The organism is Streptomyces nigra, assembly GCF_003074055.1.
GTDB lineage: Bacteria > Actinomycetota > Actinomycetes > Streptomycetales > Streptomycetaceae > Streptomyces > Streptomyces nigra.
In genome coordinates, this window is the sequence record NZ_CP029043.1 from 1266587 (window position 1) to 1283320 (window position 16734).

Here is a 16734-nt window from a genome sequence, read left to right on the forward strand (position 1 = left end):
CCCACCGCCGGGGCCGTCCTCACCGGGACGGCGAGTCGTCCAGTCGCTGACCGCGCAGCAGGAACCACGCCGCCACCGCCGCCGCCAGGAGCACCGCCGCTCCGGCGCCCGCCGCGAGCGCGAGGCCATCCACGAAGGCCGTACGGGCCGCGTCCAGCATCGCCTCGGACGTAGGGGCGGGCAGACCCGCCGCCGCCTCGACCGCTCCGCCCAGGGACTCGTGCGCCTCGGCCGGGGTACCGGCCGGGCCGGTGAAGTCCCGGTAGACGCCGGTGACGATCGAGCCGAGCACCGCGATGCCCAGGGCCGCGCCGAGTTCGTACGCCGTCTCCGACACCGCGGACGCGGCGCCCGCCTGTTCCTTCGGTACGGAGGACAGGATGACGTCGGACGTCACGGTGAAGGAGAAGCCCGCGCCGACGCCGACCACGAGGAGGGCCGCGCCCAGCAGGGGGTAGCCCGTGGTCCGGTCGACCACCGTGAGCACGGCGAGCGCGACGCCGATCGCGGCGAGACCGGCCGAGACGACCGCCCGTACCGAGAACCGCCGGGCCGCACGGCCCGCGATCAGACCGGCCACCACCGCGCCGATCGCGGCGGGCAGTTCGGCCAGACCCGCTTCGAGCGGTCCCCTGCCCTGCACCAGTTGCAGGAACTGCGACAGGAAGAACACCAGCCCGGACAGGCCGAGGATGGTGAGCAGGTCGGCCAGGACCGCGCCGCTGAAGCCCCGGTGCCGGAACAGCCGCATGTCGAGCAGCGGCGCCGGCAGGGTGAGCTGGCGCCGGACGAAGCCGTACAGCGCGGCCACTCCCACGAGGCCCGCGGCGGGCGTGACACAGGTGAAGCCGTGCGCGGCGGCCTCCTTGACGGCGTAGACGACTCCGATCATGCCGAGCAGCGACAGCAGGACGCTGGGCAGGTCCCAGGGACCCGGCGCCGGGTTGCGCGACTCCGGCAGCATCCGGGCGCCGACGAGGACCAGGACCGCCATCACGGGCAGGTTGATCAGAAAGACCGAGCCCCACCAGAAGTGCTCGAGCAGGAATCCGCCGGCGATCGGGCCGACGGCGGTGCCCGCGGACGCCGTGGCGCCCCAGATGCCGATCGCGAGGCTGCGCTCGCGCGGGTCGTGGAAGAGGTTGCGGATCAGGGCGAGGGTCGCGGGCATCAGCGTGGCGCCCGCGACGCCGAGCAGCGCCCGGGCGGCGATCAGCATCTCCGGGCTCGTGGCGTAGGCGTTCAGGACGGACAGCACGCCGAACGCCGTGGCGCCGACGAGCAGGATCCGCTTGCGGCCGATGCGGTCGCCGAGGCTGCCCATGGACACGAGCAGGCCCGCGATCACGAACGAGTAGACGTCGCCTATCCACAGGAGCTGGGTGCCGGAGGGCTGGAGGTCCTCGCTGATGTAGGGGGTCGCGAGACCGAGGACGGTCGCGTCGACGGCCACCAGCAGCACGGCGAGGACGAGGACGGACAGCGCGAGCCAACGGCCCGGGCGCGCGGTCACCGCCTCGGTCGTCTCCGCCGGCCGCAGGGTGCTGGTCATGATTCCTCTCTCCTGAGTGCGCCGCCGAGCAGCAGCCCGACGATCATGTGGTGGAAGTCCCGGGGGGCTCCCTTGCCGCTCTGCACCATCCAGGCGCCGGAGGCCATGAGGCCGAACAGCGCCTCGGTGAGCCAGGCCGGGGTCAGGTCGATACGGAACTCCCCGGCGAGCTGTCCGCGCCGGAACAGGGCGGCGATACGGTCGTCGATCGCCGTCCAGCCGGGGTTGATCCGCTCGCCCTCGTAGAGCTGGTTCTCCGTGTAGAGGAAGGCGAGGAGTCCCGCGGCGGGCTCGACGGCGCGCACGAGCCGGCGTACGGCGTCGGCGGCGGAGCCGCTGTCGAGGTCGGCCACGTCCAGCGCGGCCTCGCACTCGGCGATGCCCAGGGACTCCAGGGCGCGCACGAGCGCGTCGCGGCCCGCGAACTGCCGGTGCAGGGTGGCGCGGCTGATCCCGGCGGCCTTGGCGACCTCGTCCATGGTCGCGGTGGCCTTGCGGGTCAGCAGGGCCGCGGCACTGCGCAGCACGTGTTCACGATCGACAGCCATGACACGAGATTAACCCATGTGAGACAGAGATGTCTCATCCGGGGCATGCGGCACTCATCACGGGCCGATCGGCGAAAAGAAGAAATCAGTGCCAGGGCAGGCGGCCGCGTGTCTCCCAGTACGCGCCCGGCTCCTCCGCGAGGGCCGCGAGCCGGGCGACCCGGTTCTCGTCCAGGTCCACCACGGCGGCGTGCAGGTTGGACGCCAGCTGTGCGGTGGTCGCCGCGCCGGAGAGGACGACCCCGGCCCAGGGCTCGCGCAGGACGAACGCCAGGGCCACCGCGTCGCACCCCTGCTCCGTCTCGGCGGCCACGGCCCGCAGCGTCTCGGGGGCCTCCGGGCCGGCGAGCCGCCCGTTGGCCATACCCTCCTTGACGACCACCGTGAGCCCGGCGTCGTGCGCCTCGGCGAGAGCGGGGCCCGCCGAGGTCTCCAGGACGTTGTACGTCGACTGGACGGTACGGAAGAGGGGTTCGCCGTCGACCGTCACGGCGAGGGCGGCGCGCACGGCGTCCGCCTGGGCCGGGCCGCTGGTGGAGAACCCGATGGTCACGCCCTGGGCTGCGGCCTCCGCGAGCCGCGCGTGCAGCTCCTTGTCGGTGAGCGCGGGACTGTCCGGGGTGACCGAGTGGATCTGGTAGAGGTCCAGCCGGTCGCCGAGCAGTGCGGCGGTCTCGGCGCGCTGGCGCTCGTACGTGGCGAGGCTGTGGTCCTTGACCTCGTGCTTCTCGGCGTCGGTCGTCCAGTCGGCGGTGTAGGTGTAGCCCCACTTGCTGCCGACGACGACGTCGTCGACGTCCGGACGGGCGGCGAGCCATCCGGCGAGGAACTCCTCCGAACGGCCGTACGAGCGGGCGGCGTCGAAGTAGCGCACACCCTGCGCGTAGGCGGCGTCGAGGAGTTCATGGGTGCGGGTGCGCAGCGCCTCGACGCTGCGGTCGGCCCCGAGGTCCTCGTCCCGCCCGAGATTGATGTAGCCAGGGCGGCCGACGGCGGCGAGGCCGAGTCCGATGTGGCAGGTCGGGGTCGTCGCTGTTGCCAGTCGGGCGAAGGGCATCGCGGGCTCCGTTCGGTCGGCTTCGGTACCGCTGTCCGACCAACGTAACCCGCGACGCCCCCGAGCACGGGGCGGGCCTCAGCCCTTCTTGGCCGTGGCCCAGGTGTGCTGGGCCGCCACGTCGGCCTTGACCTCGGCGAGCTGGACGGCGACCGCGCTCGGGGCCGTGCCGCCCCGGCCGTTGCGGGAGGCCAGGGCGCCGGGCACGTTGAGCACGGTCCGCACCTCCGGCGTCAGATGGGCGGAGATCTTCGCGAACTGCTCGTCCGTCAGCTCGTCGAGCTCCTTGCCCTCGGCCTCGGCCGCCTTGACGCACTCGCCGGCGACCTCGTGGGCGACCCGGAAGGGGACGCCCTGCTTGACCAGCCACTCGGCGATGTCGGTGGCGAGGGAGAAGCCGGCCGGAGCCAGTTCCTCCATGCGCTCGCGGTTGACGGTGAGGGTGGCCATCATGCCGGTGAACGCGGGGAGCAGGACCTCCAGCTGGTCGCAGGAGTCGAACACCGGCTCCTTGTCCTCCTGGAGGTCGCGGTTGTACGCGAGCGGCAGCGCCTTGAGGGTGGCCATCAGGCCGGTGAGGTTGCCGATCAGCCGGCCGGACTTGCCGCGCGCCAGCTCGGCGATGTCCGGGTTCTTCTTCTGCGGCATGATCGACGAGCCCGTGGAGAACGCGTCGTGCAGCGTCACGAAGGAGAACTCCTTCGTGTTCCAGAGGATGATCTCCTCGGCGATCCGGGAGAGGTTCACGCCGATCATCGCGGTGATGAAGGCGAACTCGGCGACGAAGTCACGGGAGGCCGTGCCGTCGATGGAGTTGCCGACCGAGCCGTGCTCGAAGCCGAGGTCCTTCGCGACCGCCTCCGGGTCCAGGCCCAGCGAGGAACCGGCCAGCGCGCCCGAGCCGTACGGCGACACGGCCGTCCGCTCGTCCCACTGGCGCAGCCGCTCGGCGTCCCGGGACAGCGACTGGACGTGCGCGAGGACATGGTGGGCGAAGAGCACGGGCTGGGCGTGCTGGAGGTGGGTGCGGCCGGGCATGGCCACGTCCGGGTGGGCCTCGGCGAGCCCGATCAGCGCGTCCTGGAGGTCGGCGATGAGGCCGCCGATGATGCGGGCGTGGTCGCGCAGGTACATCCGGAAGAGGGTGGCGACCTGGTCGTTGCGGGAGCGGCCGGCGCGCAGCTTGCCGCCGAGGTCGGGGCCGAGGCGCTCGAGCAGGCCCCGCTCCAGGGCGGTGTGGACGTCCTCGTCGGCGACGGTGCCCACGAAGGAGCCGTCGGCGACGTCCGTCTCCAGCTGGTCGAGGCCGGCGATCATCCGGGTGAGCTCGTCCTCGGTGAGGAGCCCCGCCGTGTGGAGCACGCGCGCGTGCGCACGGGACCCGGCGATGTCGTACGGGGCCAGCCGCCAGTCGAAGTGGACGGAGGCGGACAGCTTGGCCAGGGCCTCGGCGGGACCGTCGGCGAAACGGCCGCCCCAGAGCCGGACGTCACCGCTGTTGCTGCTCACTCGCTGTGCTCCTCGGAGGTCTGGGTGTGGCGTCGTCTCCCGCGGCGGGCACGGGAGGCGGTCGTCACGTTAGTGGGCGCCGACCGGCACGCCACGCATTGCCATGCATGAGTATGCAGAGCTCTGCATGATTCGTCAATCGGGGTGGCGGCTCCATGCCGCGTCGGAGCGGAACCCGGGCCCCTGGTTGAAACTTTGAACGCCAGTAACCGCTTACCCGTATATCCCGCCGAGCGCAGGCGCCGCGTTCGTCCTCGACGACACCCCGAACCCGAGTGAGGCATCCGTATGTCCAGGGCTCTTCCGAAGTACAACAAGCGTCGTGTCGCGTTCGTCGGCGGCGCCGCGGCGGTGGCGCTGTCCGGCACGGTGATCGCCGGTCTCGCCCTGGCCGGGGAGTCCGGGCAGCGCGCCGAGACCGCCCGCACCCTGGCCGGTCCTGGCACCATCAGCTGCCCCGACGTCACCGGACAGCTCCCCGCGATCCCGGCCTCCGCCCAGGCCGAGGTCGACCGCAACCTCGCCCAGCTCCAGACCCAGATCACCGAGGCCAACCAGCGCCTCGTAGACACCGTCGGACAGGGCGGCCCCAACTTCGTCCAGAACGCCATCCTCGGCCCGCTGGAAGACAAGCGCGTCGCCGCGCTCAACCGCATCGAGACCGCCATCGGCCGCGCGGCAGCCAAGCCCGACGGGCTGGAGGCGCTGGCCGGCTGCACGCTGAACGCCGACGGGGCCGGAACCGGAGCGGGAGCCGACGACGGGGCAGAGGCGACGCCGAGCGAGCCGGCCGGGGCGGACGGTAACGCGGGCGCGGGCCAGGACACCGGGAACGGCAACGCGGGCAACGGCGAGGGGGCCGGGGCCAACACGGGGGCCGGAACCATCACCTGCCCCGACGTCACCGACGAACTCCCCGCGATCCCCGCCTCCGCCCAGGCCGAGGTCGACCGCAACCTCGCCCAGCTCCAGACCCAGATCACCGAGGCCAACCAGCGCCTCGCCGACACCGTCGGACAGGGCGGCCCCAACTTCGTCCAGAACGCCATCCTCGGCCCGCTGGAAGACAAGCGCGTCGCCGCGCTCAACCGCATCGAGACCGCCATCGGCCGCGCGGCAGCCAAGCCCGACGGGCTGGAGGCGTTCGCCGCCTGCACGCTCACCAGGTGAAGTGACAGGCAGCCGTGGCCGCCCCGTTGGCACGCCGGCCGGGGCGGCCACGGTGATATCCGGGCTGCGCGTCAGATTTCCTTAGACACCCGAACGATCAGCGCCCATAATCGACGACGTGGGCAAAACATATGAACGCATCGACGGCAGGCTCCGCACGTTCATCGAGGAGCAGCCGCTCTTCTTCACCGCCAGCGCGCCCCTCGCGGCCGACGGCACGGTCAACCTCTCCCCCGAGGGCCTCAAGGGCTCCTTCGCCATCCTCGACGAACTGACGCTGGCCTACCTGGACTTCGCCGGCTCCAACGCCGAGACGATCGCGCATCTGCGGGAGAACGGCCGGATCACCCTCATGTGGTGCGCCTTCCAGGGGCCGCCGAACATCGTGCGCGTGCACGGCCGCGGCGAGGCCGTCTTCCGCGACGACCCGCGCTTCGCGGAACTCCTCGGCCACTTCCCCGGCATCGACCCGTCCCAGCACGGCCTGCGCGCCGTCATCGTCGTCCACGCCGAACGCATCCGTGACTCCTGCGGGTACGCCGTCCCCCTGATGACGTACGACGAGGACCGCGACCTGCACGGACGCCGCTTCTCCCGGGAGGACGACGACTCGCTGAGCGCGTACTTCGCCAAGAAGGACCACATCGCGACCAGCATGGACGGCCTCCCCGGCCTACCGCTGCCACTGCCTCCGGCCGGCGTCTGAGGCACCCTCGCCCCCGGGCTGAACACACGGGCCTCCCCGCACGTATCTCTGGGCCAAGGGACCACGTCAACCCCTTGCTCCCGTCCCCGGAGGAACCGTGACCACCACGCTCGCAGGCGGCCGTGCCGCCCGCCGCCAGACGATGCGCCGCATCCGTCCGCGCCGCTCCCCGGCCGTCCCGCTGGTCGTCGCCCTATGGGCGGGCGCGGCGGCGGTGCTGTGGCTGTGGTGGGACAACACGCCGTCCCTGGCGGACGACACCGCGAAGATCCTGGCCGCGGGGCGGATCACGGGTCTGCTCGCCGGGTATCTGATGGCGCTGGTCGTCCTGCAGATGGCGCGGGTGCCGGCGCTGGAGCGGCGGGTCGGTTCGGACCGGGTGGCCCGGTGGCACGCCATGAGCGGCCGGTACACGGTCTGCCTGGTCATCGCGCACGTCTTCCTGACGATGTGGGGCTACGCGCTCCAGGGCGGCCGGACGCTCGGTGACGTCGTCCAGCAGACGATCGACTCCGTCAACACCCTGCCCGACATGGGCAAGGCGGCCATCGGAACCGGGCTGCTGTTCGTCATCGCCTTCATCTCGATCGGCGGCATCCGGCGGCGTATCCCCTACGACGGCTGGTACCACGTGCACCTGCTGACGTACGCGGCCGTCTTCCTGACGTTCTGGCACCAGATCACCACCGGCAACGAGTTCGCCGTCGAGCCCACCGCGAAGACCTTCTGGTACGGCCTGTACGGCGCGGTCACCGCGCTGGTGCTCTGGTACCGGGTCATCACCCCGATCCGCCTCAACCTGCGGCACCGGATGTACGTGGAGGCCGTCATCGAGGAGACGCCCGGCATCGTGTCGGTGCTGATCGGCGGGCGCAAGCTGCACCGGATGGGCGCCGAGGCGGGTCATTTCTTCCGCTGGCGGTTCAAGGCGCCCGGCATGCGCTTCAGTTCCCACCCGTACTCGCTGTCGGCGGCGCCCCGCCCCGACATGCTGCGGATCACCGTCAAGGCGATCGGCGACCACACGTCCCGGCTGCGCGACCTGAAGCCCGGCACCAAGGTGTGGGCGGAGGGCCCGTACGGCGCCCTGACGGCCCAGCGCCGCAGCCGCGGCAAGGTGCTGCTGGTGGCCGGCGGCGTCGGCATCACGCCGATGCGCGCCCTGTTCGAGACGCTGCCGGGCGCCTCCGGGGACATCACCCTGCTCTACCGGGCCAACAGCACCCAGGACCTGGCGCTGTGGGACGAGCTCGCGGCCATCGCCGACGAGCGCGGTGCCCGGCTGATGTACGCGGTCAACAGCCCGGACGGCGAGCGTCCGGACATCTCGGCGGAACGGCTGCGGCAGAAGCTGCCGGACATCGACCAGCACGACGTCTTCCTCTGCGGCCCGCCCGGGTTCGCCCAGTCCGTGTACGAGGCACTGCGCGGCGCCGGAGTGCCCGCCCGCCGCATCCACCACGAGTCGTTCGAGATGTGAGCGACCGGACTTCGAGACGTCAAGACTCCAGGAGCTGTGGAAAGTCATGAGGAAGAGCCATCCCATCCGGCGTTTCGTGCTGGCCGGTGCGGCCACCGTGTCGGGGATCGTGCTGCTGCTGTCGCTGAAGCCGGCGACCGACCCGGCGTCCGCCCAGGCGGCCGGCGGAGCGGCGCCCCCGGCCGCGGCCTCGCCGCAGGGCGGCGCCCAGGCCGCGGGGTCCGGCACGGTCACCGGTGACGCGGCGCGCACCCAGTACGGCGCGGTCCAGGTCCGGCTGACCGTCAGCAACGGCAAGATCACCAAGGCGGAGGCGGTCCAGGCTCCCAAGGGCGGCCAGAGCGACCAGATCACCGCGAACGCGGTCCCGAAGCTCAACCAGGCGGCGGTCGCGGCGCAGAGCGCCGACATCGACGCCGTCTCCGGGGCGACGTACACCAGCACCGGGTACAAGCAGTCCCTGCAGTCGGCGATCGACAAGGCGAACGCTGCGGCGGGCGCCTCGCAGGGGTCGGGCGGGCAGAATGCGGGCGGGGGCGCGGCACAGGCCCGTACCGTCACCGGCGCCGTCGCGCAGACCCAGTACGGGCCGGTCCAGGTCCGGGTCACCGTCAGCGGCGGGAAGATCACCAAGGCGGAGGCCGTGAAGGCGCCGAGCGGCGGGCAGAGCACCAACATCACCGCCAACGCCGTGCCGAAGCTCAACCAGGCCGCCGTGGCCGCCGGCAGCGCCGAGATCGACGCCGTGTCCGGGGCGACGTACACCAGCGCCGGGTACAAGGAGTCCCTCCAGTCGGCCCTGGACCAGGCCGGTGGCTGACACGGTGGTGGAACCGACACCAGCTCCCGCCGCGGTGCGTCGTGCGGAGGAGGTCATGGGGACGGTCGTCTCCTTCGACGTCCGCGGCGGGGAACCCGACGCCGTCCGGTCGGCCCTGGACGAGGCGGTCGCCGGACTGCACCGGGTCGACGAGGTGTTCAGCACGTACCGCGACGACAGCCAGGTGTCCCGGCTGGCGCGCGGTGAGCTGACGCTGGAGGCGTGCGACCCGGAGGTGGCCGAGGTCCTCGAACTCGGCGCCGAGGCGCAGCGGTTGAGCGACGGCTGGTTCAGCACGTCCTACGCGGGCCGCGTCGACCCGACCGGCATCGTCAAGGGCTGGTCGATCGAGCGGGCCGCACGCGCCCTCACCGGGGTTCCCGGGGTGACCGGTGTGAGCGTGAACGGCGGCGGAGACGTGCAGTTGCTCGGCGTGCCCGACGGCCGGCGTCCGTGGCGGGTCGGTGTGGCGGACCCGCTGCGTCCCGGGGGTCTCGCCGCGGTCATCTCCGCGGCCGGCCTGGACGAGCTGGCGGTGGCCACCTCCGGTACGGCGGAGCGCGGCGCCCATATCGTCGACCCGAGCACGGGCCGCTCGGCGGTGACGGACCTGGTGGCCGTAACAGTGGTCGCGCCCCGTCTGACCTGGGCGGACTGCTGGGCGACTGCGGCCTTCGCCATGGGGTCGCGGGCGGGCCTGGCCTGGCTGGAGTCCCTGCCGGACGTGGAGGCCCTGCTGATCACCGCGGGCGACGAGGTCCGCTGCACGGGGGGCCTGGCGGCCCGCCTGGGCTGAGACACGACGGCGATCCCGCCGGGCACCCCGTGCAGCGGACCTCGTCGCCCCGGCCAGGCGGACGGAGACCTCCCAGCTCGCCCCCGCCAGGCGGACGGAGACCTCCCAGCTCGCCCCCGCCCGGGGGACGAAGAGCGCCCGGCCAGGGGGTCAAAACTGCGCCGGCGCGCCCGGCCAGAAACCTTGTCCCGCCCCCTCAGTGGGCGTTCTGCGCCAGCCTCAGCAAGTGGTCCGCGAGCGCCTGACCCCCCGTGGGGTTCCTGCTGATCAGCAACAGTGTGTCGTCGCCCGCGATCGTTCCCAGGATGTCGTGGAGTTCGGCCTGGTCGATGGCCGAGGCCAGGAACTGGGCGGCCCCCGGAGGGGTGCGCAGGACCACGAGGTTCGCGGAGGCCTCCGCGGAGATGAGCAGCTCCTGCGACAGCCGCCGCATCCGCTCCTCCTTCGCGGACTCCCCCAGCGGGGCGCGCGGCGTACGGAAGCCGCCCTCGCTGGGCACCGCGTAGATGAGGTCGCCGTCGTTGTTGCGGATCTTGACCGCGTTCAGCTCGTCGAGGTCGCGGGAGAGCGTCGCCTGGGTGACGCTCAGCCCGTCGTCGGCGAGCAGCTTCGCCAGCTGACTCTGCGACCGCACGGGCTGCCGGTTGAGAATGTCCACGATCCGGCGGTGACGTGCGGTGCGGGTCTGCGGCACGGCGGGCCCCGCGGCCCCGTTCGCCCCGTTGTGCCCGTGGTCCTGCGCCTGGCTCATCGTCGTCTCATTCTCCGGATCCGTCCCCTGCGGCCACGTCCAGGATGCCGGGCAGGCCCTGAAGAAGCGCCTCCACTTCGTCGTCCCCCAGGTTCAGCGGCGGCATCAGCCGTACGACATCGGGGGCGGGCGCGTTCACCAGGAAACCGGCGTCCTGGGCCGCCTGCTGCACACCGGCGGCGTGCGGCCCGGTGAGCACGATACCCAGGAGCAGTCCCGCGCCCCGGACATGGTCGATCAGCGGGTGCCCGAGGGCCTCGACGCCGTCGCGCAGTTTCTCGCTCTGCCGCTTGACGTTCTCCAGCAGCCCGTCGTCCGCGATGGTGTCCAGGACGGCGAGGCCGGCCGCGCAGGCGACGGGGTTGCCGCCGAAGGTCGTGCCGTGGTGACCGGGCTGCAGCAGGTCGGCGGCCCGCCCGAAGGCGACGGTGGCGCCGAGCGGCAGTCCGCCGCCGAGCTGCTTGGCGAGGGTGACGACGTCCGGGAGGACGCCTTCGTGGGCCTGGTAGGCGAACCAGTGCCCGGTACGGCCGATGCCCGTCTGCACCTCGTCGAGGACGAGCAGCGCGCCCGTGGCGGCGGTGATGGCCCGCGCCGCCTTCAGATATCCGGCGGGCGGGACCACGACGCCGTTCTCGCCCTGGATCGGTTCGATGATCACCAGGGCCGTCTCCTCGGTGACGGCGGCGGCCAGCGCCTGCGCGTCGCCGAACGGGACGTGGGTGACGTCGCCGGGCAGCGGCAGGAAGGGGTCGCGCTTGCCGGGCTGGCCGGTCAGCGCGAGGGCGCCCATGGTGCGGCCGTGGAAGCCGCCGTCGGTGGCGACGACATGGGTGCGGCCGGTGAGCCGGCCCAGCTTGAACGCGGCCTCGTTGGCCTCGGCGCCCGAGTTGCAGAAGAAGACCTTGCCGTCCCGGCCGAAGAGCTGGAGCAGCCGTTCGGCGAGGGCGACGGTCGGCTCGGCCATGAAGAAGTTGGAGATGTGGCCGAGGGAGGCGATCTGCCGGCTGACGGCCTCGACGATCGCCGGGTGGGCGTGGCCGAGGGCGTTGGTGGCGATGCCGCCGACGAAGTCGAGGTACCGCGTGCCGTCGGCGTCCCAGACCTTGAGGCCCTCGCCGCGGACCAGGGGGAGCCGCGGGGTGCCGTAGTTGTTCATGAGCGAGCCCTGCCACCGCTGGGCGTACTCCTGGTTGGCGGTCACTGCGCGTCCCCCTCCGGCGCGTCCGGCACGACCATCGTGCCGATTCCCTCATCGGTGAAGATCTCCAGCAGGATCGAGTGCTGGACCCGGCCGTCGATGACGCGGGCGGTGGTGACGCCGTTGCGTACGGCGTGCAGGCAGCCCTCCATCTTCGGCACCATGCCCGAGCTCAGTTCGGGCAGCAGCTTCTCCAGCTGGGCGGCGGTGAGGCGGCTGATCACCTCGTCGCTGCGCGGCCAGTCCTCGTAGAGGCCCTCGACGTCCGTGAGGACCATGAGAGTCTCCGCTCCCAGCGCAGCCGCGAGTGCCGCAGCCGCCGTATCAGCATTGACGTTGTAGACATGCCCGTCGTCCTGACTGCGGGCGATGGAGGAGACGACCGGGATACGGCCGTCGGCGAGCAGGGCCTCGATCGCGCCCGTGTCGATCTCGGTGATCTCGCCCACCCGCCCGATGTCGACCGGTTCGCCGTCGATCTCGGGCTGGTGCTTGGTTGCGGTGATGGTGTGCGCGTCCTCGCCGGTGAGCCCGACGGCGAGCGGACCGTGCTGGTTGAGCAGGTTGACCAGCTCGCGCTGGACCTGCCCGGCGAGCACCATCCGTACGACGTCCATGGCGTCCTCGGTGGTGACCCTGAGCCCGGCCTTGAACTCGCTGACGATGCCGTGCTTGTCGAGGGCGGCGCTGATCTGCGGTCCGCCGCCGTGCACGACGACCGGCTTGAGCCCGGCGTGGTGCAGGAACACCACGTCCTGGGCGAACGCGGCCTTCAGGTCCTCGTCGACCATGGCGTTGCCGCCGAACTTGATGACGACGGTCCTGCCGTTGTGGCGGACCAGCCAGGGCAGCGCCTCGATGAGGATCTGGGCCTTGGGGAGCGCGGTGTGCTTCCGCGTCGGGTTCGTCATGACGAGTACGCGCTGTTCTCGTGGACGTAGTCGGCGGTGAGGTCGTTGGTCCAGATCGTCGCGGTCTCGGAGCCGGCCGCGAGGTCGGCGACGATGTGCACCTCGCGGTAGCGCATGTCGACCTTCTCCCGGTCCTCGCCGACGCCGCCGTTCTTGCAGACCCAGACGCCGTTGATGGCGACGTTGAGCCGGTCCGGCTCGAAGGCGGCCTTGGTGGTGCCGATCGCGGACAGCACCCGGCCCCAGTTGGGGTCCTCGCCGTGGACGGCGCACTTGAGGAGGTTGTTGCGGGCGATGGTGCGGCCCACTTCGACGGCGTCGTCCTCGGACGCGGCGTTGACGACCTCGATCTTGATGTCCTTGCTGGCGCCCTCGGCGTCCCTGATGAGCTGCTGCCCGAGGTCGTCGCAGACCTGCCGCACGGCCTCGGCGAACTCCTCGTAGGCCGGGGTGACGCCGGACGCGCCGGAGGAGAGCAGCAGGACGGTGTCGTTGGTGGACATGCAGCCGTCGGAGTCGACCCGGTCGAAGGTGACCCGGGTGGCGGCCCGCAGCGCCTTGTCCAGCGTCGCGTCGTCGAGGTCGGCGTCCGTGGTGAGGACGACCAGCATGGTGGCGAGGCCGGGGGCGAGCATGCCGGCGCCCTTGGCCATGCCGCCGACGGTCCAGCCTCCCCCAGACTCCGTCCGGGGGGACCCCCAGGTCACGACGGACGTCTTGTGGACGGTGTCGGTGGTCTTGATGGCGATGGCGGCCTTCTCGCCGCCGTGCTCGGAGAGCTGCCCGGCGGCCGTCTCGATGCCCGGGAGCAGCTTGTCCATGGGCAGCAGCACGCCGATCAGACCGGTCGAGCACACGGCGATCTCGATGGCGCCCCGGCCGAGCACCTCGGCCGCCTTCTCGGCGGTGGCGTGGGTGTCCTGGAAGCCCTTCGGTCCCGTACAGGCGTTGGCGCCGCCGGAGTTGAGGACGACGGCCGACACCTGGCCGCCCTTGAGGACCTGCTCGGACCACAGCACGGGCGCGGCCTTGACGCGGTTGGAGGTGAACACGCCCGCGGCGGCGCGGCGGGGCCCGGTGTTGACCACGAGGGCCAGGTCCGGGTTGCCGTTCTCCTTGATCCCGGCGGCGATGCCCGCCGCCGTGAATCCCTTGGCTGCCGTCACACTCACGGCGCGACTCCGATCGTGGAAAGCCCGGTGCTCTCGTCGAGCCCCAGGGCGATGTTCATGCTCTGGACGGCACCGCCCGCGGTGCCCTTGGTGAGGTTGTCGATGGCGCTGATCGCGACGATGCGGCCCGCGGCGGCGTCGTACGCGACCTGCACCTGGACGGCGTTCGAGCCGTAGACGGACGCCGTGGCGGGCCACTGGCCCTCGGGGAGGAGGTGGACGAACGGCTCGTCGGCGAACGCCTTCTCGTACGCGGCACGCACCGCCCCGGCGCCGACGCCGTCCTTGGCACGGGCGCTGCACGTGGCGAGGATGCCGCGGGGCATCGGCGCGAGGGTCGGCGTGAAGGAGACGGAGACCCGCTCCCCCGCGGCCGCGCTGAGGTTCTGGATCATCTCGGGGGTGTGCCGGTGGCCGCCGCCGACGCCGTACGGCGTCATGGAGCCCATGACCTCGCTGCCCAGCAGATGCGGCTTGGGCGCCTTGCCGGCGCCGGACGTGCCGGACGCGGCGACGATCACCGCCTCCGGTTCGGCGAGGCCCGCCTCGTAGGCGGGGAAGAGGGCCAGGGAGACGGCGGTCGGGTAGCAGCCGGGGACCGCGATACGCCGGGAGCCCTCCAGCGCGGTGCGGCCGCCCGGCAGCTCCGGCAGCCCGTACGGCCAGGTGCCGGCGTGCGGGGAGCCGTAGAACCGCTCCCAGTCGCCGGCGTCCTTCAGCCGGAAGTCGGCACCCATGTCGACCACCAGCACGTCCGGCCCGAGCTGCTCGGCGACGGCGGCGGACTCTCCGTGCGGCAGGGCGAGGAAGACGACGTCGTGCCCGGCCAGCGTCTCGGGCGTGGTCTCGGCCAGCACCCGGTCGGCGAGCGGCAGCAGATGCGGCTGGAGCGCCCCGAGGCGCTGTCCCGCGTTGCTGTTGCCGGTCAGGGCGCCGATCTCGACCTCGGGGTGCGCCAGGAGCAGACGCAGCAGTTCCCCGCCCGCGTACCCGCTCGCTCCGGCCACTGCCGCACGTACCGCCATGGATGCCTCCTCCTTGATGGCATGACTATACGTTTCGCCGCAGTTTTATGCAATCCATTCATGAGTGGGCGGCGGCGCGGTCGCCGAGGAGGGCTCCGTCGGTGAGTCCACTGCCGGGCTCTCCGGAACATCCGCCTTCGCGGACTCCCGCGTGAACCCGCTGCTCCGTTCCACCTTCGCCACATGCCAGTGTGTAGCTCTGGTACCACTCGTCCCGCCCGCGCTGTTCCGCCGCGCGGTGCTCCACATCGGTCCGCCACCGAGTGAGGGCGTCGGCGTCGCGGAAGTGGCCGACGGTGATACCCAGCCCGCCGGGAGTCTGCGCGTGGTCGATGCCCAGGTACCCGGGCACGTCCTTCACCAGGTCTTCCATACGTGCGTCGGTCTCGCTGCAGCCGCTCTGATCCTCCGTTCGCACCGTGGTGAAGACAGCCACGTAGTACGGAGGTTCGTACGCCTCGACGGGCGCCACCGAGTGATCGCTCGTAGTACCACCGTGTGGCGGGACGCGCCGCCGCGCGGACCCCTCTATCTCGATCTTCATCCGCGGGTCGGAGAGACCGCACACGAGCATCGTGGCGGCCGGCCGGACGTCGCCGAAACAGCGGCGCAGGACCGGCCGGCAGGGCTCGAAGTCTTCGCGGTCGGGCAGGAGGTAGCGCACGCGCACCACGTCGGCGAAGGTGCGCTCCGCCTCGGCCAGTGCGGCCTCGATGTTGCGCAGGCACTGCTCGGCCTGCTCCACCACATCGCCGGAGATCGTCATGGTGGTGTGGTCGAACCCGGTCGTCCCGGACACATGCACCCAGTCGCCGTCGACCACGGCACGGGCATAGCCGATCTGCTCCTCGAAGGTCGAGCGGCTGAGGATCGCACGTCGCTCTGTCATGCGCCGCACGCTGAGTGACCAGCGGGGATACGTCTGATACCGCTCGACGCACGGTCTGATATCTCTGGGAGTGTGGAGCGTCCCGAACTCCCCCTCCCCCAACTGCACGCTTTCGTCGTGCTCGCCGAGGAACTCCACTTCGGCCACGCGGCCGCCCGCCTGGGTATCGCCCAGCCTCCGCTGAGCCGGCAGATCCGCCGCCTGGAGGACAAGGTCGGCCACGCGCTGTTCACTCGCGCCCCAGGGCGCATCGCCCTCACCCCGGCCGGCAGCGAACTGCTCCCCGCCGCCCGGCGGGCACTCTCCGACCTCGTTGACGGCCTGGCCGCAGCGCGGGCCGTCGGCAGTGGTCAGGCCGGTCGCCTGCGGATCGGCTTCGCCGCCTCGCTCGCCCTGACGGTCCTGCCCGGACTGCTGCGCACCTTCCGTCACCGGTTTCCCGGCGTGCGGAAAGTGACGTGCGGCGCGACCGCCTTGTATTGAATGGCCCGCTGAAGCAGCGGAGTTCCGGCCGCGGCGATCCTCTTGCCACAGGAGTGCGGGGACGGTTCCTTGGCCGGCGGCTCGTAGCTGAGTCCACCGGGGGCCTTCGCCACGATCAAGCCTCGCGGCTGTTGACTACGCTCGTGATCAAAACACCTGGGGCGGACCCGGCGCTACGACGCTCGGCAGAGGTTCTGATGACAGATTTCGCGCAGTACGACGGTTTCAAGAGGGACTTCGACTTCTATGTCGGGCCCGCGCGGCCGGACGGCTTCCGGACAAGAGAGTTCGGCGACCGCCTGTGGGCGGACGTCTCACGCCTGCTGGGAGTACCGTTCGACGGCGCGTCGATCACACCCGGAGTCGACGGCGCATACACGTACTGGTTCGAGAACGAGGATCTGAGCGCCTCTGTCTACTCAGGTCCACTGGAAGGCTCCGGAGTGCTGGACCAGGTGCCCGCGTCGCTCACCGTGATCTCGCGGTCCATGGACGTCGCGAATTCGGAACTGGCGGAACGGCTGTACGCCGGGCTGACCGCGTCCGACGGCGCCTACCTCGTGGTGGTGTTCGAGGACAACGGGATGCCGATCGCCGCCAACTTCGACATCGGCGACGACTGGTGAACCCGGCCGACCACGACGCCGCCCGTCACCGTGGCCCT

At 71.7% G+C, this 16734-nt stretch carries 15 protein-coding genes and 3 pseudogenes; 7 read left to right on the forward strand and 11 right to left on the reverse strand.

From position 1 onward, the window contains the following. Positions 1 to 19 precede the first annotated feature (19 nt). From DC008_RS05860 to argH, 4 genes are all read right to left on the reverse strand, one after another. Positions 20 to 1552 carry an MFS transporter gene (locus DC008_RS05860; protein WP_108706020.1) on the reverse strand — a complete coding sequence of 511 codons (1533 nt, stop codon included), beginning with the start codon at positions 1550 to 1552 and terminating at the stop codon, positions 20 to 22. Then, positions 1549 to 2100, reverse strand: a complete 552-nt coding sequence (locus DC008_RS05865) for a TetR/AcrR family transcriptional regulator (RefSeq protein WP_108706021.1) — start codon at positions 2098 to 2100, stop codon at positions 1549 to 1551. Before DC008_RS05865 ends, DC008_RS05860 begins: the two co-directional genes overlap by 4 nt. An 85-nt stretch (positions 2101 to 2185) precedes the next feature. Beyond that, entirely contained in the window at positions 2186 to 3157 is a 972-nt protein-coding gene (locus DC008_RS05870; RefSeq protein WP_108706022.1) for an aldo/keto reductase, read from the reverse strand. Between the two features lie 78 nt (positions 3158 to 3235). Next, complete coding sequence (argH, locus tag DC008_RS05875) at positions 3236 to 4666, reverse strand: argininosuccinate lyase (RefSeq protein WP_108706023.1); 1431 nt, start codon at positions 4664 to 4666, stop codon at positions 3236 to 3238. 288 nt (positions 4667 to 4954) lie between these two features. On the opposite strand from argH, the gene DC008_RS05880 reads away from it, so the two are divergent. The 5 genes from DC008_RS05880 to DC008_RS05900 all read left to right on the forward strand — a co-directional run bounded on the left by DC008_RS05880 (position 4955) and on the right by DC008_RS05900 (position 9638). After that, complete coding sequence (locus DC008_RS05880; protein ID WP_108706024.1) at positions 4955 to 5836, forward strand: hypothetical protein; 882 nt, start codon at positions 4955 to 4957, stop codon at positions 5834 to 5836. Positions 5837 to 5954: 118 nt separating this feature from the next. Further along, entirely contained in the window at positions 5955 to 6542 is a 588-nt protein-coding gene (locus tag DC008_RS05885) for a pyridoxamine 5'-phosphate oxidase family protein (protein ID WP_108706025.1), read from the forward strand. Positions 6543 to 6639: 97 nt separating this feature from the next. After that, the gene (locus DC008_RS05890) at positions 6640 to 8022 is read left to right on the forward strand and encodes a ferredoxin reductase family protein (protein WP_164492267.1); all 1383 of its coding nucleotides are present in this window, start codon (positions 6640 to 6642) and stop codon (positions 8020 to 8022) included. Positions 8023 to 8068: 46 nt separating this feature from the next. Beyond that, positions 8069 to 8842 carry an FMN-binding protein gene (locus tag DC008_RS05895; protein WP_108706026.1) on the forward strand — a complete coding sequence of 258 codons (774 nt, stop codon included), beginning with the start codon at positions 8069 to 8071 and terminating at the stop codon, positions 8840 to 8842. A 55-nt stretch (positions 8843 to 8897) separates the two neighbouring features. Continuing rightward, a complete protein-coding gene (locus tag DC008_RS05900; protein ID WP_208645814.1) occupies positions 8898 to 9638 on the forward strand; it encodes an FAD:protein FMN transferase in 741 nt (246 codons plus the stop codon). 196 nt (positions 9639 to 9834) lie between these two features. Here DC008_RS05900 and DC008_RS05905 read toward each other — a convergent pair whose 3' ends face one another. The 7 genes and pseudogenes from DC008_RS05905 to DC008_RS35890 form a co-directional block, all read right to left on the reverse strand. Continuing rightward, complete coding sequence (locus DC008_RS05905) at positions 9835 to 10389, reverse strand: arginine repressor (protein WP_108706027.1); 555 nt, start codon at positions 10387 to 10389, stop codon at positions 9835 to 9837. A 7-nt stretch (positions 10390 to 10396) separates the two neighbouring features. After that, a complete protein-coding gene (locus tag DC008_RS05910; RefSeq protein ID WP_108706028.1) occupies positions 10397 to 11593 on the reverse strand; it encodes an acetylornithine transaminase in 1197 nt (398 codons plus the stop codon). Continuing rightward, the gene (argB, locus tag DC008_RS05915) at positions 11590 to 12501 is read right to left on the reverse strand and encodes an acetylglutamate kinase (protein ID WP_108706029.1); all 912 of its coding nucleotides are present in this window, start codon (positions 12499 to 12501) and stop codon (positions 11590 to 11592) included. The genes DC008_RS05910 and argB overlap by 4 nt, the downstream gene beginning before the upstream one ends. After that, a complete protein-coding gene (argJ, locus tag DC008_RS05920) occupies positions 12498 to 13673 on the reverse strand; it encodes a bifunctional glutamate N-acetyltransferase/amino-acid acetyltransferase ArgJ (protein WP_108706030.1) in 1176 nt (391 codons plus the stop codon). Before argJ ends, argB begins: the two co-directional genes overlap by 4 nt. Then, positions 13670 to 14698, reverse strand: a complete 1029-nt coding sequence (gene argC / locus DC008_RS05925) for an N-acetyl-gamma-glutamyl-phosphate reductase (RefSeq protein WP_108706031.1) — start codon at positions 14696 to 14698, stop codon at positions 13670 to 13672. Before argC ends, argJ begins: the two co-directional genes overlap by 4 nt. 147 nt (positions 14699 to 14845) lie before the next feature. Then, positions 14846 to 15170, reverse strand: a pseudogene (locus DC008_RS35665) (antibiotic biosynthesis monooxygenase family protein); the annotation flags it as partial. Between the two features lie 39 nt (positions 15171 to 15209). Next, a pseudogene (locus DC008_RS35890) lies at positions 15210 to 15587 on the reverse strand (RidA family protein); the annotation flags it as partial. Positions 15588 to 15659: 72 nt separating this feature from the next. Here DC008_RS35890 and DC008_RS05935 point away from each other — a divergent pair. Both DC008_RS05935 and DC008_RS05945 read left to right on the forward strand, forming a co-directional pair. After that, positions 15660 to 16034 (forward strand): annotated as a pseudogene (locus tag DC008_RS05935) (LysR family transcriptional regulator); the annotation flags it as partial. Positions 16035 to 16267: 233 nt separating this feature from the next. Further along, positions 16268 to 16696, forward strand: a complete 429-nt coding sequence (locus tag DC008_RS05945; protein ID WP_108706032.1) for a hypothetical protein — start codon at positions 16268 to 16270, stop codon at positions 16694 to 16696. Positions 16697 to 16734 lie beyond the last annotated feature (38 nt).

What these genes read in the sequence shown, in the direction of transcription:
- DC008_RS05860 (WP_108706020.1), bottom strand. Translation starts at nt 1,552, where the DNA reads ATGACCAGCACCCTGCGGCCGGCGGAGACGACCGAGGCGGTGACCGCG.
- DC008_RS05865 (WP_108706021.1), bottom strand. Translation starts at nt 2,100, where the DNA reads ATGGCTGTCGATCGTGAACACGTGCTGCGCAGTGCCGCGGCCCTGCTG.
- DC008_RS05870 (WP_108706022.1), bottom strand. Translation starts at nt 3,157, where the DNA reads ATGCCCTTCGCCCGACTGGCAACAGCGACGACCCCGACCTGCCACATC.
- DC008_RS05880 (WP_108706024.1), top strand. Translation starts at nt 4,955, where the DNA reads ATGTCCAGGGCTCTTCCGAAGTACAACAAGCGTCGTGTCGCGTTCGTC.
- DC008_RS05895 (WP_108706026.1), top strand. Translation starts at nt 8,069, where the DNA reads ATGAGGAAGAGCCATCCCATCCGGCGTTTCGTGCTGGCCGGTGCGGCC.
- DC008_RS05900 (WP_208645814.1), top strand. Translation starts at nt 8,898, where the DNA reads ATGGGGACGGTCGTCTCCTTCGACGTCCGCGGCGGGGAACCCGACGCC.
- DC008_RS05905 (WP_108706027.1), bottom strand. Translation starts at nt 10,389, where the DNA reads ATGAGCCAGGCGCAGGACCACGGGCACAACGGGGCGAACGGGGCCGCG.
- argB (WP_108706029.1), bottom strand. Translation starts at nt 12,501, where the DNA reads ATGACGAACCCGACGCGGAAGCACACCGCGCTCCCCAAGGCCCAGATC.
- argC (WP_108706031.1), bottom strand. Translation starts at nt 14,698, where the DNA reads ATGGCGGTACGTGCGGCAGTGGCCGGAGCGAGCGGGTACGCGGGCGGG.
- DC008_RS05945 (WP_108706032.1), top strand. Translation starts at nt 16,268, where the DNA reads ATGACAGATTTCGCGCAGTACGACGGTTTCAAGAGGGACTTCGACTTC.